Consider the following 25,891-nt stretch of genomic DNA (forward strand, 5'->3'; position numbering starts at 1 on the left):
GCAGATTGCAATCGTACATCGTAAATTTTCAATTGTAAATTATTGAAGGTGCTAAAACGAATAATATATATCACGCTGTTGCTTTGCCTTGCAGTATCAGCGAGTGCCACTGACGGTCTTTGGCACGAAAAAGAACGGACGTTGCGTTACACGCCAGATGGTGACGACTTTGTGATTGTCAACGGAAAAGTAAAGTACAATCGTGCGTTGTACGGAACCAATACTGCGTTTCGTGCAGAAACGGGAGATGTTCCCGAATTTGCTTTTTACCTGCCGGGGATGGGAGGCAATCTCCATTTTGGATTGGTGGTGGACGGCGAAACGAAATGGCTGAACGATGCACAGTTTGTGGAAGCACGTTACCGTGCCGGGTCCCGGATCTACACCCTCAAAGACCCGTTGCTGGGTGGCGGTGAACTGCATCTTACGACTTTGGCAATGGCCGATGCCGAGGGGTTTGTGCTAAAAGGAGAGTTGAAAAATTGCTATAAAAAGGTCGAACTGTTGGTGGTTTTTGGTGGAGTTACCGGCAAGCGCTTTTCGCGCGAAGGCGATCTGGGTGTCGATGCGGCCGACTGTTTTGATCTGAAACCGGAATATTGTACCGGTAATAAATATCTGTTTGGCAAGAACGATTTTCAACTGACACTTCCTCCGACGAAAAAGAGCGCAGCGATAACGCTGACCGGAATATTTCCGGAGCCATCAGTCATCAAAGCCGTCAATCCGACGGTTGTTTCGTCTCCGTTTGCCCAATGGAATAGCTCGGTGGCAAACGATCAGCCCGTGGTAATGGCCCGATTTGCAGCCAATCAACATACTCCCTTCTATGTGGCTGTCGTTAAGGATAACAAAGATAGCTCTTTGTCGTATAAAAAGCTTGAATCCCGGTTTGTGCAGGCTGAAGCTGCGCGTCAGCAACTTGCTTCCCGTATCAAGATAACCACTCCCGATCCTTTTATCAATACTCTGGGCGGAACATTGGCAATGGCGGCCGATGCCATTTGGGAACCGAATTCCTATCTGCACGGTGCTATTGGCTGGCGGATGCGTTTGGCCGGATGGCGGGGTGCTTACACCGGCGATGTGTTGGGCTGGCACGACCGTGCACGCCTTCATTTCAACGATTATGCAGCTTCCCAGGTGACGGATGTGCCGAATACAATTCCGCATCCGGCTCAGGATAGCGCCATGCATCTTTCCCGCGCATTGAAAAAATGGGGAACGCCGATGTACAGCAACGGTTATATTTGTCGCAATCCGCAGAAAAATAATGAAATGCACCATTACGACATGAATCTCTGCTACATTGACGAATTGTTGTGGCATTTCAATTGGACGGGCGATCTCGACTATGCAAAAAAGATGTGGCCGGTGCTGAAACTGAGCCTTGCGTGGGAAAAACGCAATTTCGATCCCAATGATGACGGACTTTACGATGGTTATGCCGCCATTTGGGCCAGCGATGGCTTGCAATACAACAGTGGAGCGGCTACTCACTCCACTGCCTATAATTACCGGGCAAATAAAATGGCTGCCGAAATTGCCCGTAAAATAGGCGAAAATCCGGCACCGTATGAACAAGAGGCTGCAAAAATATGGAATGCCCTGAACGAGCAGTTGTGGATGCCCATTCAGGGCGTTTGGGCCGAATACAAAGACTTTATGGGCAACAAACAGGTACATGCGAGTGCGGCAGTTTGGTCTATTTATCATACGGTCGATTCGGAAGCAGGCGACCCGTTTCAGTTGTATCAGGCAACGCGTTATGTCGATACTCAGATTCCCCATATTCCCGTCAAAGCAAAAGGATTGAAGGATGAGGGCTGGGAAACGATCTCCACCTCCGACTGGATGCCGTATTGCTGGTCGACGAACAACGTGGCCTTTGCTGAAATATGGCATACCGCACTTTCTTACTGGCAAAGTGGTCGCAGTGATGCCGCTTTTAAGCTGTTCAAAAGTTCGGTGTTGGACGGGATGTATTTGAGTAATAGTCCGGGTAACCTGGGGCAAATCAGTTTTTACGATGCCGCGCGTGGTGAGTGCTACCGTGATTTCGGCGATCCCGTCGGGATGTTTTCGCGTGCATTGGTACAGGGTTTGTTCGGAATTTTACCCGATGCCCTGAACGACCGGTTGGTGATTTGCCCGGGAATGCCTGCCGACTGGAAGTTTGCTTCATTCTCGACACCTGATGTTTCGTTCGATTACAAGCGTAGCGGTAACGTTGAACGCTATAAAATCGCCCAGCATTTGCCGAAGTTGCTCAATCTGGAACTCCAACTGAAAGCTTATGCCGATAAAATAAAAAGCCTTTCGGTCAATGGAAAACCGGCAGAGTGGCGCGTGGACACAGCTGCTGTGGGCACACCTGTCATTTGGGTGATGTGTGGCAAAAATCAGGCAAATAGTGTTGAAATTGAGTGGGGTGGACAGGTTGTTAAGACACCGGAAGAGCTTACGGTAGCCCGGGGCGATGCCTACAAGCAGTCAATCGGTACTCCGATTGGAAAAATTTACGATCCGCAATCGGTACTGGGAGATAAACGGGCGGAAGAAAATACAATCTCCGGAACAATTACGGGAGAGGTAGGCCACCGTACCTTTTTTGTCCGTGTTACACAAGGCGATCTGACGTGGTGGATACCGGTCGCACTTTGGGTGAAAGAACCTTTGGCGGTGGAACAGGTGAATCCGGGTTCCGGTCATCTCTCGTTCTGCTTGCGCAATAATCGCAACGTAGCAGTAAACGGAAAACTGTTGGTGAATGGAGAGCAGATCAAAACCAATCTGGCTATTGTTGCCGGTTCGGTTTCTGAACAGATCGACATTCCTGTTGGCGTAGCTGTTTGTGGAACCAACCGTATCTCGTTTGTAAAGGATAATGGAGCTCAGGAGGAGCAGACATTGGGAGACTGGTCATTACCTGCCAATATCACCGGGAAAGCAGAGGTAGTCAATATGGACAACCAGTTGAACGATAAAGTGACCCAAATTTTCAGAAACGAATACCTTGCTCCGCGTTCACCGTATACCACGTTGCAAACGCCTACGCAAGGCATTGGAGAGTGGACACATCCGCTCACGACGGCCAACGTCGACGATAGCGGGTTGCGGAAAGCCTCTGAGAATGGAGCCTTCCATACGCCGATGGGGATTCCGTTCCGCACAACATCATTGCCCGATACAAAGAATATTGCCTTTACCTCGCTCTGGAACAACTATCCGATATCAGTTGCTGTCCCCCTGACCGGAAAAGCATCTCATGCTTATCTGTTGATGGCCGGTTCGACCAATCATATGCAAAGCCGCTTTACTAACGGCGTGGTGAAGGTCCGGTATACCGACGGTACTTCCGATTCGTTGTTGCTCGTCAATCCGCAAACGTGGTGCCCCATTGAGCAGGATTACTACGAAGACGGATTCGCATTTAACATAAAAGCCCCACGTCCGTACCGGGTTTTCCTGAAAACGGGAGCAGTCAGTCGCGAGATGATGGCAACGAAAGAGAAACAGCCTACGGATTCGACAAAACGCAATGGAGGCGACTATACCGAAACTCCGGTGTCACCGGCTTCGGGACGCGAAATTGACGGTGGTGCGGCAGTGATACTTGATTTGCCGTTGGATAGAACAAAACAGTTGAAACAACTGACACTCGAAACCCGTGCCAACGAGGTGGTAATTGGTTTGATGGGTGTGACACTGATGCGGTAACTTGAATTGAAAATCAGCGTAAGCCAAAATATGCCCATATGAAAATGTGCCAATGTAATCTGAACAATAGGATAATCACAATGAAAAAGAGTATACTTTTAGGGGTTGTACTTATGCTGGCAACAGCGATGCCGGCCGCAACGTCTTTTAATGTCAGGGATTTTGGGGCAAAAGGGGATGGAAAAACCATCGATTCGCCCGCCATTAATAAAGCGATTGAGGCTGCGGCCAAAGAGGGTGGGGGCACGGTCTGGTTTCCTGCCGGGAAGTATGCTTCATATTCTATCAGGCTGCAAAGCAACATTACGCTCTTTCTCGATAATGGTGCAACCCTGATCGCCGCATACCCTACCGAAACGGAGGGCTTCGACGTGGCCGAACCGAACGCATTCAATATGTTTCAGGATTTTGGGCATAGCCACTGGCAAAACAGTCTGATCTGGGGAATTGGTCTCGAAAATGTGACGATATGTGGTCAGGGAATGATCGACGGTATGGGGCTGACCCGTGAAGAGAGTCGGATAAAAGGGGTTGGTAACAAGGCCATTGCCCTGAAGTTGTGTCGTAATGTCAACCTGAAAGATATCCGTATGTATCGCTGCGGGCACTTTGCGTTGCTGGCAACCGGTGTCGATAATATGACGATCGATAACCTGCTGATCGATACCAATCGCGATGGTCTTGATATCGATTGCTGCCGCAATGTGCGGGTCTCCAACTGTACGGTCAATTCGCCGAACGACGATGCCATTGTGTTGAAGGCCAGTTATGGACTCGGATTTTTTCGCAACACGGAAAACAATACCATTACCAACTGTTTCGTGAGTGGGTACGATATGGGAACGGTGCTCGACGGCACTTTTCAACGGTTTATTCCGCAGGCTCCCGACCAGTGCTTCCCGTGTGGACGTATCAAGCTGGGAACCGAATCGAGCGGAGGCTTTAAAAATATCACCATCAGCAACTGCGTGTTCGAACGTAGTCGCGGATTGGCTCTCGAAACGGTCGATGGCGGCGATCTGGAAGATATTACGGTTTCCAATCTGGTACTACGCGATATTAACGCTGCTCCCATTTTTCTGCGTCTCGGAGCACGTCAACGCAGTCCGCAGGGAACTCCGGTCGGCCATCTGCGTCGGGTAAGCATCGACAATGTTCGGGTTTACAACTCCGATTCGATGTATGTTTGCCTGATTGCCGGCATCCCCGGACACTCAATTGAGGACGTAAAGCTGAGCAATATTTATCTCTACCAACAGGGCGGAGGTACAAAAGAACTGGCCACCCGTGTGATTCCTGAAAATGAAAAAAAGTATCCCGAACAGACCATGTTCGGACCGTTGCCAGCATCCGTCTTCTATATTCGTCATGCGAATAATATTCAGATTAACAACGTAGAGGCAACGATTATGCGGCCAGACGAACGTCCTTCGGTCTGTCTCGACGATGTGCATAACATCTCTTTCAGTAATGTCATTTTCAATCAACCGAAAGCACCGGCTGCTTTCTCGTTGACGAATGTTTCCGATTTTCGCACGTTCAATTGTCGGGATATAAAAAATGCAGTTATAGAAAGAGCAGAGAAACAAAATTACTAATAACATATTAACCAACCCATCAATCCATTAGTATGAAAAAAAGATGTTTTTCATCGTTGTTGCTAGCAAGCTTTTTTGTAAGCTTAAGTTTTGCCCAAGCGTTGCCTTCAAAAAAGGAGGTGCTGCAAAAAATGGAACTTGCCAACCACTACTTTATGGCCAAGTATGCCGATCCGTCCAAACCTTTGGTCACGGATAAAGTTCGTCCCAGCAATATCTGGACCCGAGCTGTCTATTACGAAGGATTGATGGCTCTTTATGCGTTGAATCCGAAGGCAGAATATTTGAAATATGCCATCGACTGGAGCGAATTTCACAAGTGGAATCTCCGTGGCGGTATCGAAACCCGTAATGCCGATAATCACTGTTGCGGACAGACCTATATCAATTTGTATAAGATGGATAAGTCGAAGTCCGAACGGATTGAAAATATCAAGGCTTCGATCGATAAGATGTTGGCTACCGACAAAGTGGATGACTGGTGGTGGATCGATGCGTTGCAGATGGCAATGCCTGTTTTTGCCGAACTGGGCGTGATCTATAAAGATGATCGCTATTTTCAACGCATGTATGACATGTATCTGAATACCAAACTCAAACAAGGTGGTGGTTTGTTTAACGCCAAAGACAACCTGTGGTGGCGTGACAAAGATTTTGTGGCTCCCTACAAAGAACCGAATGGCGAAGATTGCTACTGGTCGCGTGGCAACGGATGGGTAGTTGCTGCTCTGGTTCGTGTGATGGACGTCATGCCCAAGGACGCCGTAGGGTATTCGGAGTATCGGAAAACATACATGGCCATGATGAAGGCTTTGCTTCCGTTGCAGCGCCCCGATGGTTTTTGGAATGTGAGTCTGCACGATGCAACCCATTTTGGCGGAAAAGAAACCAGTGGTACGTCGCTTTTTGTGTATGGAATGGCTTGGGGTGTTCGTCATGGCTGGCTCGATAAAAAGACCTATATGCTCGCTATTGTGAAAGCCTGGAATGCGATGGCAAAAGAGGCAGTTCATGCCGATGGATTGCTTGGTTTTGTGCAGGGAACAGGTAAAGAGCCTAAGGATGGGCAACCTTTGAGTTATGATAAAACGCCCGATTTTGAAGATTACGGGTTGGGTTGTTATTTGCTGGCAGGTAGCGAAGTGTATAAGCTGGCGAAGTAAATTGTCTGTAATCAGATTAATAGTACGTTGCAATGAAACGATTATTTTCCTTTATTGTTTGTGTTTGTTCGGTTTCGTTTATAATGGCACAATCCATTGCAAAAGATTCCATTAAAATGGAGGATTTTCCAATTGTCAAAATTCAGACAATTGCCGATACTATTTCGGTTAATATCAACGACCGGATTTCGCCGAAAATCCGTAAGCCGCTGTTGAAATCAGGGTCAACCCGCAGGGGCAATAATCCGGTGGCACTGCTCATCGGCGATTCTACCGTTCGCAACGGATGGGATGCCGACGGGAGTAACGGACAATGGGGTTGGGGTGAATTCTTCGGTGCTTTGTTCGATTCAACCAAAATTACGATCGAAAACCATGCGTTGGGAGGAACCAGTAGCCGCACCTTTTATAACAATCAGTGGGCTGCGGTAAAAGAGGGGATTCAACCCGGCGATTTTATCTTGATTCAATTCGGACATAACGACGGCGGACCCTATGATTCGGGGCGTGCCCGGGCATCTATTCCCGGCATTGGTCACGATTCTTTGCTGGTAACCATCAAGGAAACAGGAGTGCACGAAACGGTTTATTCGTACGGTGAATATCTCCGCAAGTTTGTGGCTGAAATCAGGGCAAAAGGAGCATTCCCGATCATGTTGTCGTTTACACCGCGAAATGCATGGGATGGCAACGGTCATATTGTTCGTGCCAATACAACTTACGGCAAGTGGGCAAAACAGATTGCCGAAGCGGAGAAGATTCCTTTTGTGGATCTGAATAGCATCACAGCCGCTAAATTTGATGCATTCGGACCGGCTAAAGTAAACGAAATGTTTTATGCAGATCATATCCATACATCAGAAGCGGGAGCCAAACTGAATGCAGCTTCTGTTGCGGAAGGAATTCTGGAGCAACAGTTGCCGCTGGCAAAGTATCTGAGAAACAAAACGAAGGATATACGCGGAACAGCACGAAAGGGAAACAGACCAGTGGTGTTTGTGATTGGCGATTCTACCGTGCACAACAAAGACGAGAAGAGTAGCGAAGATTCCTGGGGCGGGGTTCGTTGCTGTCCAATTTTCTTGACTACAAAAAAATCAGCGTGGAAAACGATGCCATGGCCGGCCGTAGTAGCCGCACGTTTATCGACGAAGGACGCTGGGATGGGGTTTGTGCCGCTCTGAAACCGGGCGATTTCCTGTTTATTCAGTTCGGACATAACGACGGCGGTGCAATCAATACCGAAAAGGCGCGTGGAACCATTCCCGGAAACGGCGACGAATCGAAAGTGTATAAGATGGAAACAACCAAGCGGAATCAGGTTGTGTATTCCTACGGATGGTACATTCGCAAATATATCCGCGATGCCCGTCTCAAAGGTGCCGTTCCGGTGGTTGTCAGTCCGGTGCCCCGGGACCGCTGGAAAGATGGCAAGGTGGAGCGCAATGACAACTCGTACGGTAAATGGGCAAAAGAGGCTGCCGAAATGGAAGGGGCTTTCTTTATCGACGTAAATAAACTGGTTGCCGATAAATACGATGCGATGGGGCATGATGAGGTGACCAAACTCTTTATGGCAGATCATACCCATACCAAATATCAGGGTGCTTTGCTTAACGCCAGCATCATAATGGAAGGAGTGAGATCTTTATCCCAACTCGGATTGAATAAATATGTAAAATAGCTTGCCGAGCCGGTGAAATATCATATTTTTGCACAACGACATTTTATTTAATTCTCATGAAGACACGTTACATTTCTTTGTTCGTATTTATTTTATTTTTGTTCGCTTTAGGTTCTATTTCGGCACAAAAAGTATCAAAGAACGCTTATTTGTTCGCCTACTTTGTGGGTAATGGAGAAGATGGATTGCATTTGGCCTATAGTTATGATGGTCAGGTGTGGAAAGCTCTCAAAGATGGAAAGTCGTTTCTGACTCCGACGGTCGGCAAGGATCGACTGATGCGCGATCCGAGTATTGTGCAGGGATCCGATGGTGTGTTTCGTATGGTGTGGACCTCCGGATGGTGGGATCGTGGTATCGGATATGCTTCGTCCAAAGATCTTGTGCATTGGTCGGACCAGCAAAATATTCCGGTGATGGAGTATGAACCGACGGCTAAAAATGCCTGGGCACCGGAGCTGTTTTACGACAAGAAATCGAAAAATTACTATATCTTCTGGGCATCTACTGTGCCGTCGCTGCATCCCAATGCTCCCGACTCGGCAACTGAAAAAGGATTGAATCATCGATTGTATAGTGTTACAACAAGCAATTTTAGGAGTTTCTCGAAAACTACACTATTTTTCGATCCCGATTTTAGCGTAATTGATGGCACGATTCTTAAACGGGGTGATGAATATATGTTGTTTCTGAAAAATGAAACCTTACGCCCAGTCCAAAAGAATATTCGCGTTTCGGTAACTGAAAATTTGCAAAAAGGATTTCCGACAGAGGTTTCTTCCCCGATTACCGGTAATTACTGGGCAGAAGGGCCTTCTCCATTGTTGGTTGATGGATATATTTACGTTTACTTTGATAAGTATCGCGACCACAAATATGGAGCAGTACGTTCTAAAGATGGTAAGAATTGGGAAGACGTTTCAGACAAAGTTTCGTTTCCTAAAGGGATGCGCCATGGAACAGCTTTTCAGGTAAGCTCTGCTGTGTTGGATTCGCTGTTGTTAGTCAGATAACTTACTTGAGGCAAACTTGCTATGCATACTGCGAAAGTCCTTGGGTGAAACTCCAACATGTTTTTTGAACTGAGTGGAGAAGTGCTCCGAATTATCGTAATGCAGGTTGTATGCAATTTCTTTGATTGACTGGTTAGTAGAGACAAGAGAATCTTTGGCAGCTTGAAGCTTTAGCTTTTGCATATAAGAAGCAGGTGATAAGCCAGTGAATTCCTTAAAGGTCTTCCTGAACCAGGAGTAGCTCATGTTTAGTGAATTGGCTATTTCCTCAGGTGTTATTTTAGAGTAGATATTTTCCCGGATAATCATTTTTGCTTTGGTCATCTGCAAAACGGTATAATTTTCGAACTGTTGTTCTTTGTCATAAGCCATCGATAGTCCGAGAAGTAAGTTGGCGATTCCGGCTAAAACCTGTTGATATGCAGTGCTTTCGGTCGTTGCAACATTTATTGCTTGTTGGTAGAGGTTCACGATTTCATCCCGCATCCCAACTTTGTAGATGCAGTTTTCGTTATTCAGGAAGCCATTGCGGGCTCGAAGATCCATAACTTCACCCTTGAAACCAATCCAGTATTCGTTCCATCCCGTTTTCTTACTGGGATAATAACAGTGCCATAAACCCGGCATTACCAGCATCATGTCACCTTCTTTTACGTCAATACATTTGTTTTTGCTGGTATAGAATTTGCCTTCGCCTTTGGTGATGTAAACTAACTGAAATTCGTCTAATATACGACCTTCTTTGGCTTGGAAATAATATTTGTCCGGATGCCCTGCTCTTGGCGGGTATACGTCATAGTCTTTTTTGATCTGATGCGTTCCTACCGTTGTTACTGTAATGCCCCATAATAGGTCTTGTGCATTTGTCACAAGATATTTCAGCATTATAGAATTGTTAGTTAGTGTATTCATGAGAAAGAAATAGGTTGAAGCTGCAAATTTAGAAAGAAATCACATAACAATTTGCAATGAGTATGGTATTTCTGAAACTGAATGGTTTGCGCATGTGCTTGTTCTTACTTAACCTGTCATTAATGCTTGTTGATAAATTCAGAATCTGACAATAGAGAGAGTATATTTGAGTTTTTATTACTTTTGCTTTTTTCTTTTGTCAAAAAGCAAAGCTGAAGTGTCATTTTTTTCAGTTAATACAAAATCAGGATTGTCTACTTTTACACCCAGAAATTTAATAACTATACAACAAACCATTGAACTTATGAAAAAGGATGCTCAGATAGAAGCTAACTATCAGGTTGCCAAGGAAAAATATGCATCTGTAGGTGTAGATACAGACAAAGCATTGGACCAGTTACAAAATATATCCCTATCTCTTCACTGCTGGCAAACGGATGACGTTACCGGTTTTGAAAATGCAGGAGGTTCTCTTACCGGTGGTATTCAGGCTACGGGAAATTACCCGGGTAAAGCACGCACCATTGCTGAAGTGCGTCAGGATATCGAAAAAGTGAAATCGTTACTCGGCGGTGACCATCGTCTGAGTTTGCATGCTATTTATGGCGATTTTGGTGGTCAGAAAGTGGATCGCGACCAGATAGAACCCAAACATTTTCAGAGCTGGATCGATTGGGCAAAAGAAAATAATATGAAACTTGACTTCAACAGTTCAAGTTTTTCTCACCCGAAAAGTGGCGATCAGTCGCTTTCGCACCGCGATAAGGGCATCCGCGATTTCTGGATCGAACATACCATCCGCAGCCGTCGTATTGCCGACGAAATGGGGAAACAACAAGGTAGCAAAGCTTGTCACAACCTTTGGGTGCACGATGGAATGAAGGATGTTACAGTAGATCGTCTGCTTTATCGTCAAAATCTGAAAGACTCGCTTGATAAAATATTTGCCAATAAATTTGAAAACGTAAAAGACGCAGTAGAATGTAAGCTGTTCGGCACAGGTCTCGAAAGCTTTACCGTAGGTTCTCACGAATTCTATATGGGTTATGCAGTTCAAAACGGTTTGATGGCAACTCTTGACCTTGGACACTTCCATCCGACAGAAGAGATCTATGATAAGATTTCATCACTGTTGCTCTACACCGACGAATTGTTGCTGCACGTCAGCCGTCCGGTGCGTTGGGATAGTGACCACGTGGTAATCCTTAATGAAAGCGTAGCAATGCTGGCACAGGAAATTGTTCGTGCAAACGCTCTTGGCCGTGTGAATATCGGTCTCGATTATTTCGATGCTTCCATCAACCGTATCGGGGCTTACATTATCGGTGCCCGTGCTACTCAGAAAGCGTTCCTGATGGCGATGCTCGAACCGATTGCCAAGTTGAGAGAATACGAAGCAAACGAACAATACTTCCAACGTCTTGCCTTGCTCGAAGAATGTAAAGCATTGCCATGGGCCGACGTGTTCGACTATTTCTGTCTGAAAAATAATGTTGCTGTTGGCGTCGATTTTATTACTGAAATTGAAACTTACGAAAAAGAAGTTACCGGCAAACGTTAACATTGAAGTCATAAACACTTGAGTTGAGTTTCATCTTCGATTCCGGGGGATGAAACTCTCTCTATGTTTTAGAGTACTGTTCGTTATAAACCTAATCTTGATACATCAAAACGCATAATTTATGAATACGATTATCGGACTTATTATTATCGCCATCGGCAGCTTGGGTCAATCGAGCTCGTATGTGCCAATCAATAAAGTAAAAAGCTGGTCGTGGGAAAGCTTCTGGCTGGTTCAGGGTGTTTTTGCATGGCTTCTGTTTCCTTATCTTGGAGCCTTACTTGCAGTGCCCGAAGGTTCAACGTTGGGTGCTTTACTTGCCAGTGGCAATGGAGCTGCCCTCAAAGCTATGGGCTTTGGCGTTTTGTGGGGCATTGGCGGTTTGACGTTTGGACTCAGCATGCGCTATCTCGGAGTGGCTCTCGGACAGTCAATTTCGCTGGGTACTTGCTCTGCTTTTGGTACGCTAATTCCGGCTATTATAGCGGGCACTGACTTGTTTACCGGCAAGGGTCTGGTTTTGTTGGTGGGAGTTTGTATTGCAATTGCCGGTATCGCTATTATTGGTTATGCGGGCAGTCTTCGTGCTAAAAATATGACCGAAGAACAGAAAAAAGCAGCTGTAAAAGATTTTGCGCTTGGTAAGGGGTTGTTGGTTGCTCTGCTGGCTGGTGTGATGAGTGCCTGCTTTAGCTTGGGACTTGAAGCTGCAGAGCCGATTAAAACTGCGGCTCTTGGTTTGGGAACCAAAGCTCTGTATGCCGGCTTGCCTGCAGTTTTGATGGTGACTTTAGGAGGCTTCTTTACCAACGCGGTTTATTGCTTGTTTCAAAATGTAAAAAATAAAACAGCCAAAGATTATTTTTCTGTGCCGGGTTCCGTGATGGTGAATAATCTCCTGTTTTGCGGTTTGGCGGGCGTGCTTTGGTATTCACAATTTTTCGGACTTGCTTTGGGTAAGAGCTTTTTTACCGATGGAAGCATTATGATGGCTTTTTCCTGGAGTATACTGATGTCTCTCAATATTCTTTTCAGTAACTTTTGGGGAATTATTCTGAAAGAATGGGTGGGCTGTGCTAAAGCGACTTTTATATGGTTAGGTATTGGCCTTCTTATTTTGATTTTTTCTTGCATTTATCCTTCTTTATAAATCTCGGACTTCTATCTACTATAAAATCAAATTTTTGAAATGGAAAATAAATCGTTCCTTGCCGTTGATCTGGGTGCAACAAGTGGTCGCGTTATTTGCGGCACCATTGAGAATGGCAAGCTCAAAATGGATGACCTGCATAAGTTTTCCAATGGCATTATCAGTATTCATGGTAACTATCACTGGAATCTTTTTGAACTTTACCGTCATATTAAAGAGGGTTTGACTGTTGCAGCCCGTAAAGGTATCAAGCCGGTTTCAATCGGTGTTGATACCTGGGGTGTCGATATTGCTTTTGTTGGAGAAGACGGTTCTTTCATGGGCTTGCCTTACGCTTACAGAAACTACACTGCAAAAGAAAATACGGAACAATTTCTTAGCGAATTTCCACTGGAAAAACTTTATGGAAAAACAGGTATTCAAACACTCGATTTTAATACGGTATTTCAGCTTTATGCACTGAAAAAACGCAATTCTTCGCAGTTGAAGGCTGCAAAAGATATTTTGTTTATGCCCGATGCTATCTCTTATTTGCTGACAGGTAAAAAAGTGACAGAGTACACTATTGCCTCCACGTCAGAAATGCTTGATCCTAATACCAAAGAATTCGACCCTGAGATTCTTGAGTTTTTGGGTGTTGAGAGAGAAAAATTTCCGGGGAAAGTTATTATGCCTGGTCAGGTTATTGGTACTTTGACGAAAGAACTGGCTCAGGAAACCGGACTCGGAGAGATTCCTGTGGTAGCGGTTGCCGGTCACGATACAGGATCTGCCGTGGTGGCTGTTCCTGCTTCAAACAAACATTTTGCTTATCTGAGTTCCGGTACCTGGTCTCTGATGGGGCTTGAGCTTCCGGAGCCTGTTATTAATGAAACTTCACGTATTGCCAATATCACCAACGAAGGAGGTGTGGATGGAACCATCCGTTTCCTGAAAAATATCACCGGAATGTGGATTCTGGAACAATGCAAGAAAGAGTGGGATGTAGAGAAGGTATATTCTTATGAAGAGCTGATTGCTATGGCTCTTGAGGCACAACCATTCGAGTTCCTATTTAATCCTGATAATGAGGCTTTTGGCAATCCGGGCAGTATGACCAGGGCTATTGTTGAGGTATGCAAAGCCAGTGGTCAGGGAGCTCCCAAAACCGTAGGACAATTTGTCCGCGCTATCTTCGATAGTCTGGCGCTGCGTTATAAGCAGGTTTTTGAGGCGCTGAAGTCGTTTGCTCCGTATGATATTGAAACGTTACATGTTATTGGTGGTGGTTCTCGTAATTCATTCCTCAACCAGTTGACTGCCAATGCAACGGGGGTAACAGTTGTGGCAGGCCCTGCTGAAGCAACTGCAATAGGTAATATGATGTTGCAGGCAAAAGCAGCTGGTTTGTTTGTTGATATTCAGCAGATACGGGATTTTGTGTGTGCTTCGGTTGATTTGAAGCGCTTTGTTCCACAGGATAGTAAAGTCTGGAACGAAGCTTATGCTAAGTTTTTGAATTACTCGGAAAGTTTATAAATCGAATTCTACTTATATGCAAAGCGGGGGCAAATCTGAGATTTGTCTCCATTTTTTTTTGAGTACGAAAAATGTTAAAATAGACAATATGAGTGATGCGAAACAACTTGTCAAAATAACAAAAATTATACATTATTAATTTAATTAGTTTAACAACCATGCTTATTAAATATTACATGTATAAATAACACTTAATCAGATGCTTATGTGCTATTTCGGTGCGGTTTGGGTCGGAGGTGGTGTATGTATGAAAGTGATTTGGTGTAATGATGTCTTGATTTTTGAAAATCAATATATTATATTCGTGTTGAATATAATAAAAACAAAATATTTCTTTTACGGATTATCAGCTTGTGAAAGTATGTGATCCCTAACTAATTTTCTCTTTAGATTTTGGAATGAAGGAGCGATGCGACATCGCCCCTTCATTGTTTTTATACGGGAAGCTGTGCTAAATGAGATGGTTGTTTAGTGCTGTGAAAACAGCTTCCGACATGTTTGACACATGGAGTTTCTTGTAGATGCTCTTTTTGTAATAGCGGACTAAATCCAGCTTTATGTCAAGCTCTTTCGCAATCTTTGTTTCTCCAAATCCTTTTGCAGTCAGTTTCAATATTTCATTTTCAATTTCTTTTAATTCCAAATTTTCTTTTTGAACATATTTATCAGAAATGGATGAATAGTATAGCTTCTTATCCTTGTTGTGAAATGAGATTGAAAAGCGTTCGAATCCAAGCTTGGTGTTTGGGGTTAATAAAGCGAAGCAAGCCAGTGGAAACTTTAATCCTGAGTGAAAAATCGGGTGTATTAATGCAGAGAAATTTTTGAATTCTCCATCTTTCGTTTTCAGTTTAAGGTAATATTTGGCATCAACATATGGAATCTGCGAATGACTTTTGTATAGTTTTGTATAGAATTCCAATGTTTTAATGTGCGCCTGTCTGATTATAGTGAACTCTTTTGGGTGTAATATTCTTGCGAAGATTTCAGATTGATCTTTGACAAGGTCTTCGTTGGATATGCCAAGCAACAGGGATAGTTTCTCCGGAATGTACAAGGCGTTTAGAGTTGAAAGGCTTAACAGAGCAATGTCTGCTGACCAGATTTCCGAAAAGAGCTCGCTAAGTCTTTTGTACTCATTCAGAGAAGAGGTTTCAATATCTATTTGCTTCATAATTTTATATTAGTCCTTGTCGATAGAGTAATGTGATGGTTTGGGCTGTCGATTGTGTGTTGAGATACATCATGATGGATGACTTAATTCGTTTGAGGGTTCCTATACTGATGGATAGACAGTCCGCTATTTCTGATTCGGAAAATCCCTGACATGCAAGTCCGAAGATCTCTAAGTCGTTTTTTTTGAGTGTTATGAAGTCTGGAAAATGAGCTGTTTCGTTGTTTAATAAATAAAAAGTTTCAGATTTGTCATTGAGATTGTGTAGTGTTAGTCGTCCGGGGTTCGGGTTGCTGCTTTCTGAACATTGATAATAGGTGATCCAGGGTAGTTTTGATGTCGTCAGATCAGTATAAATGTAAGGTAGAACCTTAAACTCGACCATGCGGGTACTGTCTAGTCTGTCGGTCATCGGTATGTTAAAGGAAAAATAAAAGATGTCAGAGCTTTCGTCCTTGCGGGCAAGTATGTAATCATTGATAATAAGAAATATGTGAGTAAATAAAGGTAGATCGGAAGTTGATATTTTTTCTGTTAATTTGTACTCGCTGGTATATTCCCCGTTGCAAGTTTCATCGAGAATGTTTTTAAGTAAAGGGTTATTGTTAAATATCCGGATTTGCTTCTTGTAGTGGTCTGCTAGTATAAAGGTTTTTTGCAGGTGATATGATATTGAACGCAGATTTTCGGCTCGATGATCAAAGTGTTCGTAAGAAGGTGTGTTTTCATATCTGATTAAATTATCAAATAGAATGGGCGCATTTGTCATATTGTCGATAAAGGTTTTGTTGTGTTGGAGTCGCACAAAAGTACATTATTATACGTGAAAGTCAGCTGCTGTTTCGAATTTTTATGTAGTTTGAGAAGAAAAAAACTAAGAATTATGAAGCTCTATTATGGTTGTTGTATTCTTCGGATTCTTTGCGACATTATATTAAAATTAATTAAAAGCAAAACAGATGCTAATGGCATCACCTTGAATGTTAATATTGTCAATATGTGTTTTTGGTCATTAACAAAAGGGTGTGTTCTTCGTAATATAAATATGTAGGAAATTGGGCGTTTGTACATGAGTGAGCTGTTTGCGGATTTGTCGGATTGAAATCTTCATGCTATTTTTGTACTTGGATTCTGTAAGGAATTGCTCATGTTTTTGGAGCCTCCTTGACAGTCTTACTAATGAAGTAAATTTTAATTATTCAATAAACAGAGATGCGTAACTTGTGAAAGTAAAACAGACTCTTTATTTTTCTCTTTAGATTATTGAAAAAAATGGGGCGATGGAGATCGCTCCATTTTTTATTTTAAATTGGTTGAGCCTGAGCGGGGATGTAAAAAGACAAGAACTACAGAAATGAAAGGTATGGTTCTATTTTATAGATAAGATCTTTGTCTAATATATCAATTGTTTTTAGATCGTTAATTGATTTGAGTGAACCTCTCGTGAGCCTTAATTCATAGATTGCTTTTGCGGTATAAAAATTAAGGTATGGATGGTATTTCAGCCTTTCAATGCTTGCCTTGTTTACGTTGATTGTTTGTACGTACTTTTTGTCTATGGAAAAATGCGGAGCCAACGCAGCGTACATTTCAGGAGTGATTCCCCATACTTCCCGTAATTGATCTATTCTCACAAAACCACCCAATCGTTTTCTGTAGCCGACTATGCGCCGCGCAAATCCGGATCCTATACCTTTTACTTGCTTTAGTATGGTCGAGTCAGCGCTGTTAAGCTCAACGACTGCATCTGTTTTTGTCGTTTTAGTGTAGGTTGTTGCTGCTACAGGAGGAGGTGTTTCTGCAGGAATGTCAATGTAGTGCAGTAACGTTTGCATTTGCTCCTCATTGATTCCCCATATTTTCTGAAAATCTTCTGCTTTCCTGAATTTACCTCCCTTTTTTCTGTACTTTAAGATGTTGGATGCAATTTTGGGCTTGATGCCTAATCGTACAAATTGTATTGAGTCTGCGGTGTTGGGGTTGAAGCGGGATAAAACCGGTTTGGGCAATTTATCGAAAGCTGACTCGTGCCTGTTTTCTGCATAATTATTGTAGTGGTAGCTTGGAGGATAATTGCCATGAGGAGCGCTTTTGAGAGAGTCGAGGAATATATTGGCCTCGGTCTCAAAATTGTCTTTTTTGACTGTGTGGGTAGTCAATGCAGGGAGTATCATTCTGGCAGCTAAAAGTGCTAAAATGATAACGATTAAAATGATAATTCCAATTTGTTGGCTTCTTGAAAAGAAGAACCAATCTTTCCACATAAGCAATAAGTGTTTGACGTTGAAAGTTGGCGTTTTATTCTCTTTAGATACGCGTTTTATCCCAAAGTAAGCTCGCCGCAGAGAGGAGTCTGCATCATTTCTTTTATCTCTGCATGGCTCAGGTTTTGTCCAAGCAGGAACATAAGTTTTGTAACCGCCGCTTCGGTGGTGAGGTCATACCCGCTGATAACTCCGGCTTTGAGCAGGTTCAGGCTGGTTTCGTATCGTCCCATTTGCACCGAACCGGCATCGCATTGCGACACATTGACTATGATAATTCCTCTTTGAACTGCTTCGTGCAGGCTTTCGTAAAACCAATCGTGACGGGGCGCATTACCGGCTCCATAAGTTTCCAAAACGACTCCTTTCAACCCTTCGGAATGTAAAATAGCCTTCAGGATTTCGGGGGTTAATCCTGGAAATAATTTTATTATGGTAATGTTCGGATTAAACGCGCTAGAAACCTTCAGAGGTTTGTTTGTTTCGTTCTTGTGAATAAAGGAGCTTGAGAAGTTGAAGTGTACGCCTACCTTTACTAATGCAGGATAATTATACGACCCGAATGCGTTGAATAATTCGGCATTCTTTTTGGTGGTTCTGTTACCTCTGAATAGCGAATTTTCAAAGTAAATACAGACTTCGTGTACTGTTGATTCTCCGGTGCTGTCAACATTTGCGGCAATTTCTATGGCCGAAAGTAAATTTTCTTTCGCATCGGTACGCAACATGCCTATCGGAAGCTGGGCTCCCGTGAAAATAACCGGTTTGCTGAGATTTTCCAACATAAAGCTCAGGGCTGACGCCGAATAAGCCATTGTGTCGGTGCCGTGGAGGATAACAAATCCGTTATAATTATCGTAGTTTTCCTGAATCAGAGCTGCCATTTTTGCCCAGTGGAAGGGCTGGACATCCGAAGAGTCTATCAAAGGGTCGAAGGCGACGGAATCCAGAGTGATATTCAGCTGTTTGAGTTCAGGAATATACTCTTTCATTCGGTTAAAATCGAGTGGACGCAATGCTCCTGTTTGCGGATTTTCCGCCATGCTAATGGTCCCCCCAGTGAAAATAAGTAAAACGGAAGTCTCTTGGTTCATGATGAAAATATGGCGTAAAAATCAATATGATTGAAAATTACGTTAGTGTGCCGGATTTGAATTTAGTTTCTCCGAAGAACAATGCAAAGATAATCTTTCCTCTGATATATTTTAATTTCTATAGATGGTTTTCTGCGTGATAGGACGAGCGAACCAGCGGTGCACTTTCTACCTGCCTGAATCCTTTTTCTAAACCAATGGTTTTGTATCGGTCAAATTGTTCCGGTATAACGTATTCTGTTACAGGAATATTCTTGCGCGATGGTTGCAGGTATTGTCCGATAGTCAGTACGGTACATCCGGCTTTCAGAAGGTCATCCATGGTTTCAAGAACTTCGCTTTCGGTCTCACCAAGTCCCACCATTAATCCGGATTTTGCAGTGATGCCGCTTTGTGCGATACGTGCCAAAACGTGCAGGCTGACATCGTATTTCGCAGCGCTGCGAACAAGCGGTGTGAGCCGTTTCACGGTTTCAATGTTGTGCGAGATGATTTCGGGACGGGCGTTTATGACCAGATCAATGAGTTCGTCCTTTCCCTGAAAGTCCGGGATCAGGGTTTCAAGCGTCGTGCCGGGGTTTGCTTTTTTAATTTCTGTGATGGTAGCGGCCCATTGTGAGGCTCCCAAATCGTCGAGATCATCCCTGTCGACCGAGGTGATAACAGCGTGTTTCAGCTTCATCAGCCGGATTGATTCAGCCACGTTGGCAGGTTCGTTCGGGTCTACAGGCAGAGGTTTTCCTGTTAATGTGTTGCAGAATTTACAACTGCGGGTGCATATTTCACCGAGTATCATAAACGTAGCGGTTCCCCGTGCCCAGCAGTCACAAATGTTTGGGCATTTGCCCGACGTGCAGATGGTGTGCAGATGGTGTTGTTGTACGATTTTTTTTACTTCGGTAAAATTTCCGGTCGATGCCAACGATACCTTTAACCAGTCGGGCTTCTTTACTCTGTTTGTCATTTATCTGATTGTTATCATTGTGGCTCCAAAACCATATTCCCGGAACGATGCATCCTGAAAGTAATACGTCGGATATTTAAGTTTGAGCTCTTTCAATATTTCTTTGCGCAAAACGCCTTCTCCTTTGCCGTGTATGAAAACAATTTTCTGCCCTTTCTTGTTTTTATGCTGCTCCAGCGTTTCCCGGAACTTATCCATTTGATAGCTGAGAATGGCTGCATTGTCCATGCCGGCAGTGGAGTCGAGCAATTTGTGGATGTGGAGATCCACTTCTACGATGGGGGAGATGCGTTCTCTTTTCTTTTCAGGTATCGCTTTCTTGGGAGCGGGAGATGCTTCCTTCTGAAGCATGGCCTTCTTTATCTCTTCGGGATCGGGTTTGATAAACGCGGCAGGCAGATCCTTTTCCATCAGAGGAATGATCATGGCTTGTTCGTCAAAGAAATCATTCTCGGAAAAACAATGCAGCTTGTTGAAGTCGGATATTGGGAGCTTAACTGCAAAATCAAGAGTAGGTTTTGGGGCATAGGTGCCGCCTTTTTTGAATGCAATTGCCTGTACCGTCACTTGTCTGATTTTATTCAGTTCTTCTTTTTCTAAGGTTTCCAGAAAAAGCTTGGTGTTGGGATGCATTGTGCCGCTATCTCTGCATGTGTGCTCGCTTTTATGGTTGACGGTAGCATAACAAAATCCGAGCGTATAGTTGCTGTCGTTGATTAAAAATACATCGATAGCTGAATTGAAAAGGCTCTTGATTTGCGTGGGAACGAAAGCAAGGTAGAGGTTGATTTCATTGCCATAATCGGTCTCTTCGGATTCTTCCCATTCTTCCGGTTCCGGAGCGACAGGTGCCTTTATTGCTATTGGTTCTGTTTTTATTTCGGCCTGTACGGTTGGTTTTTGAACCGGGAAGTTCATCTTGTTTACTTCGGCAATCACCACGCATTCTTTGGTCAATACCGGAATCTCAAAACCGTCATCGTCCAAAACGCCGACTAAATCTTTTTTTATAAAGCGTGTCACAACTCCACCGCCAACGGCATTGAGGAAACGAACACGATCTCCTGCTTTTATCATAATTATAATCTTGCTTGCTAAATAAGAATTCTAAATTGCCCCTGCGGACAATGTCTTTTGTAGTTCTTCGGGTGAAATGTTAATTGAAATTTTGCCCTCCACGGCATACGAAATAGTACCTTTCTCTTCCGAAACAACAATGGCGGAAGCATCAGATCGCTCGGTGATTCCCAATGCTGCTCTGTGACGTAGTCCTAAGTGCTTAGGAATATGCTGATTTTCCGATATGGGTAAAATTGAGGCTACCGATACGATTTTTTTATTGGAAATAACCATTGCACCATCGTGTAGCGGACTGTTTTTGAAAAAGATGTTTTCGATAAGCGAGGCATTGATATTTGCATCTATTCGTTCTCCAATATGAACGAATTCTTCGAGTTCGCTTTTGTGAACCAGCACGATGAGAGCTCCGGTTTTGCTTTTAGCCATGTGACTGCATGCAATTACCAGCTGGGTAACGCTCATGTTGTCAGTTTCTTCTTCTTTTTTATTTCCGAAAATCTGAGCAACCTTGTTGATAAAACGCCACTTGTTGCGCGAGCCGACCATAAAGAAAAAACGCCGGATCTCATTTTGAAAGATAACGATCAGTGCAACAATCCCGACATTCATCAACTGGTTCAGAATAGAACCCAAAAGTTCCAGTTGGAAAATGTACACAACAAAAAACCACACAACAATCAAGGAGAGAATCCCTATGAAAATATTGTTCACTCCGGTGCCTCTGAACAACTTGTAAAGTTGATGGAAGAGGATTGCCACCAAAAGGATGTCAATAATATCTTTAATTCCGAATTCTAATCCCATTGTTATTGTGAATGAGTGTTTACGTTATTCTGTTCTCGGATAAGTCTGCCGGAAAATGGCTATTGTTTCCACAGCCTCCTTTACGTCGTGAACTCTTAGTATGGAAGCTCCGCCAGCCAGTGCCAGCGTGTTTGCGGCAATAGTGGCTGTCAGCGAATGTTCGGCATCTGTATTCAGACTTTTATATAGCATCGACTTTCTGGATAATCCGGCTAAAACCGGGCGATCGAAAATCCGGAAGTTCGATAAATCCCTGAGCAGTTCAAAATTTTGTTCAACTGTTTTTGCAAATCCAAAACCGGGGTCTAAAATAATATCACTGACTCCCATTGCAGTAAGAATCCGGATCTTTTCTGCAAAAAAGCGCATAATCTCTTCCATGAAATTATCGTATTCGGTTAACGACTGCATGGTTTGCGGGGTTCCGCGCATGTGCATCAGGATGTAAGGAACGTTGTATTTTGCAATGACCTCAAACATGTTGGCATCCAGCGTTCCTCCCGATACGTCGTTGATAATGTCGACCCCGAAATTTTTAATAACAGCCTCTGCAACTGAAGCTCTGAAGGTGTCGACAGAAAGAATTGCCTCCGGAAACTGTTTTTTGATGATTTCAAGGGCCCAAAACAGACGTTCCTGTTCTTCGTTTTCGCTTACTGCTTCGGCTGTAGGCCGTGTCGAATAGCCGCCAATATCTATTATAGTGCCGCCTTCCGACAGTATGGCTTCGCATCTGGCCAGAATTTCTTCTTCCGACTGAATCCTGCTCTTGCTGTAAAACGAATCGGGAGTTACATTTAGTATTCCCATTACTACAGGATTTGAGAGCGTATATAATTGATTTTTTAGCCGGATCGAGATACTATTTTGAACCATGATTACGTTATACTGTTTGTTAGTACAAAAATAGGAAAATATATTTGTAGTTCTAATTTTTGGCGGTTGCGAAAAAATTAAATAAAATGAATCATAGCTTGGATAAAAAAAGCTATATTTGCACCCTGAAAACGTGAAATTTTGCAATTTTAACCGTTTCTAGAGATGTCAGGCTGTCAGAATGATAGCATACTTATTTCGTCTGATTTCAAAATAATAATATAACTCAAACTTCTTTCGCATGAACATTCGTAGCATGTCAACTATCGGAATCATAATGGCCTCTGTGGCTGTTCTGGTATCGTGTGGCGGTGGTAGTAGTAATAAAATTTCAACTGCTTTTTCTAACACAACAGGCTGGGCCTTAAATGGTAAGAAAGGTGGACTGAAGATAAATAACAGATATCACGAGCGTATCCCGCCCAACATGGTGTTGATTGAAGGCGGAACTTTCACGATGGGTAGAAATGCAGAACAGGGTGCTCAGACCGCTAACAGTTTCCAGCGCCGTGTAACTGTCAATTCATTCTTCATGGACCAGTATGAAATCACAAATGAAAACTGGCGTGAATACCTCGAATGGACCAAACAGGTGCTTCACAATTCTCCTGCTATTATTGAAAAAGCGAAGCCCAATGTGGCTGTTTGGCGCGAAAAACTGGCTTACAATGAGCCTTACGTGGAAAATTACTTTGAACACGTTGCTTATCGTCACTATCCTGTGGTAGGTGTTACCTGGGAACAGGCAATGGATTATTGCGAATGGCGTACCGACCGTGTCAACGAAAAGATTTTGATGGATAACAGAAAAATTCAGGCTCCTGATTTGGCTGCTATCAAGAAATCGACCGACCCGAATGAAGTCGCTGCAAAATATGTATTTAGCACAAAGAAATACTACTACACCGGTTACAACAATCGCAATCCGAAAATGAAGGATACGACGAAAGTAGCAATGGCTGATGGTATTTTATTCCCGTATTTCCGTCTCCCGACCGAAGCAGAATGGGAATATGCAGCGTATGGCGTAATTGCCGATCAGAAATTCGGCGAAGCAGAAAACGGACACATGTATCCATGGGAATCTACACAGATGCGTAGCAATTCCAAAAAACATCAGGGTGCTATGATGGCCAACTTCGCACGTGGCCGTGGTGACCTGATGGGTGTAAGAGGTAACTCAGACAAGAGCATTATTCCTGGTCCGGTTAACTCGTATTATCCGAATGATTATGGTTTGTACAATATGGCTGGTAACGTGAACGAATGGGTGCTTGATGTTTACCGTCCGTTGAACGAACTGGATGTGGAAGAATACAACCCGTTCCGTGGAAATGCTTATGAACCGATTCATTTCTATCGGCAAACAGAGGATGCTCCTGATAAAACAGTCGTTCAATACCGTGTCGACAGCCTGGGCCGCTTGCGCTATAAAGTGGTTCGCGCAGGGAAAGATATTGAAAACTATGAGAACGATGTGAAGAACTTTAAGGATGGTTCGTTACAGGCTTCCAATAATCCTGATCTCTGGAAAGATTCTACAGCAGCAAAACGGAACATGTCCACCAAGCAAATGTACAACCCCGAAAGCGATCAATTGGATATTCTGGCGTCCAAAGTTTCGGATTACTCAAGAGTTTACAAAGGTGGTTCATGGAAAGATCGTCCTTACTGGCTGAATCCTTCCACACGCCGTTACCTCGATCAGAGCAAATCGGCTAATGATATCGGTTTCCGTTGTGCAATGACTCGTTTGGGAACACCTCTTAAAGGAAGATAAATGGATTGCAGAGTGAAAGTCATGAGAAGATCGTTGGATTTACTTTCACGCAAAGAAATAATTTTATAAATAAGAAAAGCACTTACACGAGATAAGTGCTTTTTTATTAAGAATATAACATGGCAAAGTTACAAAGAATCAAAGTAGTGGATGTTATGGCAACACCGTCTCTGGTGTCGCAGGAGATTAACGTAAAAGGCTGGGTAAGAAGCCGAAGAGGTAATAAAAATGTTAGCTTTATAGCATTAAATGACGGTTCGACTATTAATAACCTGCAAATCGTGGTTGATTTGTCTGTTTTCTCGGAAGAAGCTCTGAAACCGGTAACTACCGGCGCCTGCATTAGCGTGATCGGTCAGCTGGTGGAATCGCAGGGAAAAGGGCAGACGGTTGAGCTGATTGCCAAAGAACTGGAAGTATACGGTACTGCCGATCCGGATGTATATCCTCTTCAGAAGAAGGGTCACTCGCTGGAGTATTTGCGCGAGATTGCACACCTGCGTCCACGTACCAATACGTTTGGCGCCGTATTCCGTATTCGTCACAACATGGCGATCGCTATTCACCAGTTCTTCCACGAACGCGGTTTCTTCTATTTCCATACACCGATTGTTACCGCATCTGACTGCGAAGGTGCCGGGCAGATGTTTCAGGTGACTACCATGAACCTGTATGATCTGAAAAAGGATGAAACCGGTTCTATCGACTATTCAAACGACTTTTTCGGCAAACAGGCAAGCCTTACCGTTTCCGGTCAGCTGGAAGGCGAATTGGCTGCTATGGCATTGGGTTCGATTTATACTTTCGGGCCTACTTTCAGAGCCGAAAACTCAAATACACCGCGTCATCTGGCAGAATTCTGGATGATTGAACCGGAAGTTGCCTTCAACGAAATTGAAGAGAACATGCAGCTTGCCGAAGACTTTATCAAATATTGCATTCAGTGGGCGCTTGACAACTGCAAAGACGATTTGAACTTCCTCGCTTCCATGTACGACAAGGAATTGCTGGAACGCCTGAACTTTGTGATTGGCAATGAATTTGTGCGTTTGCCGTATACTCAGGGTATTGAAATTCTTGAAGCAGCAGTAGCTAAAGGTCGTAAATTCGAATTTCCGATTTTTTGGGGTGCCGATCTGGCTTCGGAACACGAACGTTACCTGGTGGAAGAACACTTCAAGAAACCGGTAATTTTGACCGACTATCCGAAAGAAATCAAGTCGTTCTACATGAAACAGAACGATGACGGCAAGACAGTGCGTGCTATGGACGTTCTTTTCCCGAAAATCGGGGAGATTATCGGTGGCTCGCAGCGTGAAGAGTCGTACGAGAAACTGACGCGCAGAGCGCAGGAAATGGGCGTTCCCGAAAAGGATATCTGGTGGTACCTCGATACCCGCCGTTTCGGTACAGCACCGCACTCAGGCTTCGGGCTGGGCTTTGAACGCCTGTTGCTCTTCGTTACCGGCATGACCAATATCCGCGACGTGATTCCTTTCCCGCGTACTCCTAAAAACGCAGAATTCTAATCCGAAA

At 43.9% G+C, this 25,891-nt stretch carries 19 protein-coding genes and 1 pseudogene; 11 read left to right on the top strand and 9 right to left on the bottom strand.

The features are described 5' to 3' along the window. Positions 1–48: 48 nt before the first annotated feature. The 6 genes and pseudogenes from F8N35_RS02675 to F8N35_RS02700 form a co-directional block, all read left to right on the top strand. Entirely contained in the window at positions 49–3,720 is a 3,672-nt protein-coding gene (locus F8N35_RS02675) for a DUF4450 domain-containing protein (protein ID WP_293049802.1), read from the top strand. Positions 3,721–3,800: 80 nt separating this feature from the next. Continuing rightward, positions 3,801–5,318, top strand: a complete 1,518-nt coding sequence (locus tag F8N35_RS02680) for a glycoside hydrolase family 28 protein (RefSeq protein WP_293049803.1) — start codon at positions 3,801–3,803, stop codon at positions 5,316–5,318. A gap of 32 nt (positions 5,319–5,350) precedes the next feature. Next, positions 5,351–6,481, top strand: coding sequence for a glycoside hydrolase family 88 protein (locus F8N35_RS02685; RefSeq protein WP_293049804.1), 1,131 nt, complete (start codon positions 5,351–5,353; stop codon positions 6,479–6,481). A gap of 32 nt (positions 6,482–6,513) precedes the next feature. After that, positions 6,514–7,665 carry a rhamnogalacturonan acetylesterase gene (locus F8N35_RS02690; protein WP_293049805.1) on the top strand — a complete coding sequence of 384 codons (1,152 nt, stop codon included), beginning with the start codon at positions 6,514–6,516 and terminating at the stop codon, positions 7,663–7,665. Then, positions 7,584–8,165: a GDSL-type esterase/lipase family protein gene (locus F8N35_RS02695; RefSeq protein WP_293049806.1), complete on the top strand. Its 582-nt coding sequence runs from the start codon at positions 7,584–7,586 to the stop codon at positions 8,163–8,165. The genes F8N35_RS02690 and F8N35_RS02695 overlap by 82 nt, the downstream gene beginning before the upstream one ends. A 56-nt stretch (positions 8,166–8,221) precedes the next feature. Further along, a pseudogene (locus F8N35_RS02700) lies at positions 8,222–9,166 on the top strand (glycoside hydrolase family 43 protein); the annotation flags it as partial. On the opposite strand, the gene F8N35_RS02705 reads toward F8N35_RS02700, so the two are convergent. Then, entirely contained in the window at positions 9,167–10,063 is an 897-nt protein-coding gene (locus tag F8N35_RS02705) for an AraC family transcriptional regulator (RefSeq protein WP_293049808.1), read from the bottom strand. A 331-nt stretch (positions 10,064–10,394) separates the two neighbouring features. Between F8N35_RS02705 and F8N35_RS02710 the strand changes: the two genes are divergently transcribed. The 3 genes from F8N35_RS02710 to F8N35_RS02720 all read left to right on the top strand — a co-directional run bounded on the left by F8N35_RS02710 (position 10,395) and on the right by F8N35_RS02720 (position 14,319). Next, positions 10,395–11,651, top strand: coding sequence for an L-rhamnose isomerase (locus tag F8N35_RS02710; protein WP_293049809.1), 1,257 nt, complete (start codon positions 10,395–10,397; stop codon positions 11,649–11,651). 121 nt (positions 11,652–11,772) lie between these two features. After that, on the top strand, positions 11,773–12,801 hold the full coding sequence (gene rhaT, locus F8N35_RS02715; protein WP_293049810.1) for an L-rhamnose/proton symporter RhaT: 1,029 nt from the start codon (positions 11,773–11,775) through the stop codon (positions 12,799–12,801). Between the two features lie 39 nt (positions 12,802–12,840). Then, a complete protein-coding gene (locus F8N35_RS02720) occupies positions 12,841–14,319 on the top strand; it encodes a rhamnulokinase family protein (RefSeq protein WP_293049811.1) in 1,479 nt (492 codons plus the stop codon). A 451-nt stretch (positions 14,320–14,770) separates the two neighbouring features. Here F8N35_RS02720 and F8N35_RS02725 read toward each other — a convergent pair whose 3' ends face one another. From F8N35_RS02725 to folP, 8 genes are all read right to left on the bottom strand, one after another. Beyond that, the gene (locus tag F8N35_RS02725; protein ID WP_293049812.1) at positions 14,771–15,493 is read right to left on the bottom strand and encodes a helix-turn-helix domain-containing protein; all 723 of its coding nucleotides are present in this window, start codon (positions 15,491–15,493) and stop codon (positions 14,771–14,773) included. A 4-nt stretch (positions 15,494–15,497) separates the two neighbouring features. Then, positions 15,498–15,905 (bottom strand): helix-turn-helix transcriptional regulator, encoded by a 408-nt coding sequence (locus F8N35_RS02730; RefSeq protein ID WP_293049813.1) that lies wholly within the window; start codon positions 15,903–15,905, stop codon positions 15,498–15,500. A gap of 934 nt (positions 15,906–16,839) precedes the next feature. Continuing rightward, the gene (locus F8N35_RS02735) at positions 16,840–17,757 is read right to left on the bottom strand and encodes a helix-hairpin-helix domain-containing protein (protein WP_293049814.1); all 918 of its coding nucleotides are present in this window, start codon (positions 17,755–17,757) and stop codon (positions 16,840–16,842) included. 56 nt (positions 17,758–17,813) lie between these two features. Then, positions 17,814–18,851, bottom strand: a complete 1,038-nt coding sequence (locus F8N35_RS02740) for an asparaginase (protein WP_293049815.1) — start codon at positions 18,849–18,851, stop codon at positions 17,814–17,816. Between the two features lie 118 nt (positions 18,852–18,969). Then, positions 18,970–19,815 (bottom strand): lipoyl synthase, encoded by an 846-nt coding sequence (gene lipA / locus F8N35_RS02745; RefSeq protein ID WP_293049816.1) that lies wholly within the window; start codon positions 19,813–19,815, stop codon positions 18,970–18,972. Beyond that, positions 19,816–20,892, bottom strand: a complete 1,077-nt coding sequence (locus F8N35_RS02750; protein WP_293049817.1) for a DUF2027 domain-containing protein — start codon at positions 20,890–20,892, stop codon at positions 19,816–19,818. A 30-nt stretch (positions 20,893–20,922) separates the two neighbouring features. Further along, positions 20,923–21,699, bottom strand: a complete 777-nt coding sequence (cdaA, locus tag F8N35_RS02755; protein ID WP_293049818.1) for a diadenylate cyclase CdaA — start codon at positions 21,697–21,699, stop codon at positions 20,923–20,925. Between the two features lie 24 nt (positions 21,700–21,723). Continuing rightward, complete coding sequence (gene folP, locus F8N35_RS02760; protein ID WP_293049819.1) at positions 21,724–22,575, bottom strand: dihydropteroate synthase; 852 nt, start codon at positions 22,573–22,575, stop codon at positions 21,724–21,726. Positions 22,576–22,816: 241 nt separating this feature from the next. On the opposite strand from folP, the gene F8N35_RS02765 reads away from it, so the two are divergent. Continuing rightward, positions 22,817–24,355 (top strand): SUMF1/EgtB/PvdO family nonheme iron enzyme, encoded by a 1,539-nt coding sequence (locus tag F8N35_RS02765; RefSeq protein ID WP_293049820.1) that lies wholly within the window; start codon positions 22,817–22,819, stop codon positions 24,353–24,355. A gap of 119 nt (positions 24,356–24,474) precedes the next feature. Then, entirely contained in the window at positions 24,475–25,884 is a 1,410-nt protein-coding gene (gene asnS / locus F8N35_RS02770; RefSeq protein WP_293049821.1) for an asparagine--tRNA ligase, read from the top strand. The last annotated feature ends 7 nt before the right edge of the window (positions 25,885–25,891 follow it).

The sequence above is a fragment of the Paludibacter sp. genome (genome assembly GCF_009712605.1).
Lineage (GTDB): Bacteria > Bacteroidota > Bacteroidia > Bacteroidales > Paludibacteraceae > Microbacter.

Excerpts from the sequence above, each read along its gene's own strand:
- F8N35_RS02680 (WP_293049803.1), top strand. The coding sequence starts at position 3,801 with ATGAAAAAGAGTATACTTTTAGGGGTTGTACTTATGCTGGCAACAGCG.
- F8N35_RS02685 (WP_293049804.1), top strand. The coding sequence starts at position 5,351 with ATGAAAAAAAGATGTTTTTCATCGTTGTTGCTAGCAAGCTTTTTTGTA.
- F8N35_RS02690 (WP_293049805.1), top strand. The coding sequence starts at position 6,514 with ATGAAACGATTATTTTCCTTTATTGTTTGTGTTTGTTCGGTTTCGTTT.
- F8N35_RS02705 (WP_293049808.1), bottom strand. The coding sequence starts at position 10,063 with ATGCTGAAATATCTTGTGACAAATGCACAAGACCTATTATGGGGCATT.
- F8N35_RS02710 (WP_293049809.1), top strand. The coding sequence starts at position 10,395 with ATGAAAAAGGATGCTCAGATAGAAGCTAACTATCAGGTTGCCAAGGAA.
- rhaT (WP_293049810.1), top strand. The coding sequence starts at position 11,773 with ATGAATACGATTATCGGACTTATTATTATCGCCATCGGCAGCTTGGGT.
- F8N35_RS02720 (WP_293049811.1), top strand. The coding sequence starts at position 12,841 with ATGGAAAATAAATCGTTCCTTGCCGTTGATCTGGGTGCAACAAGTGGT.
- F8N35_RS02725 (WP_293049812.1), bottom strand. The coding sequence starts at position 15,493 with ATGAAGCAAATAGATATTGAAACCTCTTCTCTGAATGAGTACAAAAGA.
- F8N35_RS02730 (WP_293049813.1), bottom strand. The coding sequence starts at position 15,905 with ATGACCGACAGACTAGACAGTACCCGCATGGTCGAGTTTAAGGTTCTA.
- F8N35_RS02735 (WP_293049814.1), bottom strand. The coding sequence starts at position 17,757 with ATGTGGAAAGATTGGTTCTTCTTTTCAAGAAGCCAACAAATTGGAATT.
- F8N35_RS02740 (WP_293049815.1), bottom strand. The coding sequence starts at position 18,851 with ATGAACCAAGAGACTTCCGTTTTACTTATTTTCACTGGGGGGACCATT.
- lipA (WP_293049816.1), bottom strand. The coding sequence starts at position 19,815 with ATGACAAACAGAGTAAAGAAGCCCGACTGGTTAAAGGTATCGTTGGCA.
- F8N35_RS02750 (WP_293049817.1), bottom strand. The coding sequence starts at position 20,892 with ATGATAAAAGCAGGAGATCGTGTTCGTTTCCTCAATGCCGTTGGCGGT.
- cdaA (WP_293049818.1), bottom strand. The coding sequence starts at position 21,699 with ATGGGATTAGAATTCGGAATTAAAGATATTATTGACATCCTTTTGGTG.
- folP (WP_293049819.1), bottom strand. The coding sequence starts at position 22,575 with ATGGTTCAAAATAGTATCTCGATCCGGCTAAAAAATCAATTATATACG.
- F8N35_RS02765 (WP_293049820.1), top strand. The coding sequence starts at position 22,817 with ATGAACATTCGTAGCATGTCAACTATCGGAATCATAATGGCCTCTGTG.
- asnS (WP_293049821.1), top strand. The coding sequence starts at position 24,475 with ATGGCAAAGTTACAAAGAATCAAAGTAGTGGATGTTATGGCAACACCG.